Annotated in this window: 1 protein-coding gene; it reads right to left on the reverse strand. The window is 68.7% G+C overall.

Annotated features, from left to right (window positions below):
* Nucleotides 1-220: 220 nt before the first annotated feature.
* Nucleotides 221-2,039, reverse strand: a 1,819-nt coding sequence (locus ABD679_RS11210; protein ID WP_344760071.1) for a tetratricopeptide repeat protein, incomplete at its 5' end; no start/stop codon positions are given.

The following is a 2,039-nucleotide window of genomic DNA, read 5'->3' on the forward strand; positions in this document are numbered from 1 at the left end:
GCGCCGCGTCCCGCTCGCCTTCGGGCAACTCAAGCAGTTCTTCCGTCAACGCCAGTGCGGCCTGCCAGGTCGCGGAGTCGTCGGAAGTGGGAGGAGTACTCATATCGACCTCGATCCATGCAACGTACCGGGCATCGGCGCACGACGTGTCCCGACGGCCCCATTTGCATCGTGGGCAGGGCGCATTCGATGCGCGCCAACGGCAACTGGCAACATGAGCTCAGCGCCCCGCCATGAAGGTTTCCAGCTTGTCCTTCTCTACCGGCGGCAGCGTTGCATCCGACGCCAGCAGCCGCCCAGCGGCTTCCTCCAGCGCACCGCAGTCCTGCGACGCGGGTGCGGCGCAGTGCATCTGCAGCGCCCACAGCAACGCCCTCATCGCCCTCGCATCGGATTCCATGGTCGCGGCGACCACGCCATGCCAGCCCTCCATGACATCGGCCCGCGCCTGTTCGCGCTCGCCCTGCGCCAGGCGCACCAGCGCACGGTTGGCGAGGATGTACGACGGCGCGGAATCGTTGTCCACCGCAAGCTTGCGGTAGATCCGCATCGCCTCGTCGAAATGCGTCCTGGCATCGCCCAGCATGCCCAGCGCGAGTTCCGTGCGCGCCGTCCTCGACATGCGCAGCGCATAGCGCCGGGACTCGGTTCCCAGCGTACGCGCCATGCCCTCGTTGGCGATGCGATGCAGGGGCAGCGCGCGGGCCGGGTCGCCGGCGTTGCTCAGCAGCGTCGCCCGCCGCCCCAGCAGTATCGCGATGTTCAGATGGTCGCCCGGTCCGAGGACGCGCCTGAGCGTGTCGAGTCCGAGCTTGTTGAGTTCGATGGCCTTGGGCAGGTTCCCCATTGCGGCGTAGACCTGGCCCAGGTCTTCGGCCCGGTTCGCCACTTCCGTCGAATCCTTGCCCAGGGTCGCCTCGGCCTGCGCCAGCGCCTCGGATGCGGACGCGAGCGCCTCGTCGAAACGCCCCAACCTCATCAATGCCATCGCGCGCCCGCTCAGCGCCCGGATCGACGCAGTGGTGGGGCTGTCGCGAAGCCGTCCATGCACCTCCAGCGACTGGGCGTACAGGCGTTGCGCGTCGTCGTAGCGGCCGGACTGGGTGTAGACCCTCGCCAGTTCGATCCCGATCCGGAACAGCAGGTACTCGTTCTCGGGGAAGTGCGCCTGCAGGCTGTCCACGACCTGCTCGTACAGCGGCAGCGATTCGGCTGGCCGGCTCAGGGACTGCAGTGCGGCCGCACGCTGCCGCAGCAGCATGATGCACTCGAAGTCGGCGCTGTCCGGCTCGCAGGTCGCCGCACCCTCCTCCGCTTCCCGCAGTCCTTCTTCGGGCCGCGCCTGCCTGAGCTGGAACGCGGAATAGTGGCGTTTCGCCATTCGCCAGACGTCGGTATCGCTGACGGGGTCGAGCAGCGACAGCGCCGCGCGATAGTGCGCGAGGGCGGCCTTCTGGGCTTCCGGCTGCGAAGAACTGTGGCTCATGCCGTTGGCACGGGCCAGGTGGATCCGGCCGCTGATCCGGTGGTGATCGCCTTCCAGTCCCTCGAGGTCCGCGGCGACCTGATCGAGCAGGACGCCAGCCTGCTCATACTTCTGCATGATCATGTAGGTGTCGGCGACCTGCAGCTTCACGCTCGCCAGGACATCCGGGTACCCCTCCAGCCGCCGCTCCGCACGCTTGACGGCCTCCTTGAGGATCGTGTCCCGGTCGAGCCTGGCAAGCTCCGTGTTGCTGGGGGTGAAGGCACGCAGCAGTTCGCGCAGGAATTCCGTCTGCGCGTTGGCCGCATCCGCGGCGAGCCTGGCATGCTCCGCTTCCTGCGTGGCACGTACCGCCTGCTGCCTGGCATGCCCGGCCTGCCAGGCGAACCCGACGATCCCTGCCGCCAGGCTGGCCGCCAGCGCCACCACCAGTCCGGTAGCCAGCTTGTGCCGCATCACCAGCCGCCTGAAGCGGTAGCCACTGCCGCCCCGCCGCGCCGCCACCGGCCGTCCCGACCGCCACGCGCGCAGGTCCGCCGCCAGTTCCGACACC

This window comes from Luteimonas lutimaris, assembly GCF_039537065.1.
GTDB lineage: Bacteria > Pseudomonadota > Gammaproteobacteria > Xanthomonadales > Xanthomonadaceae > Luteimonas > Luteimonas lutimaris.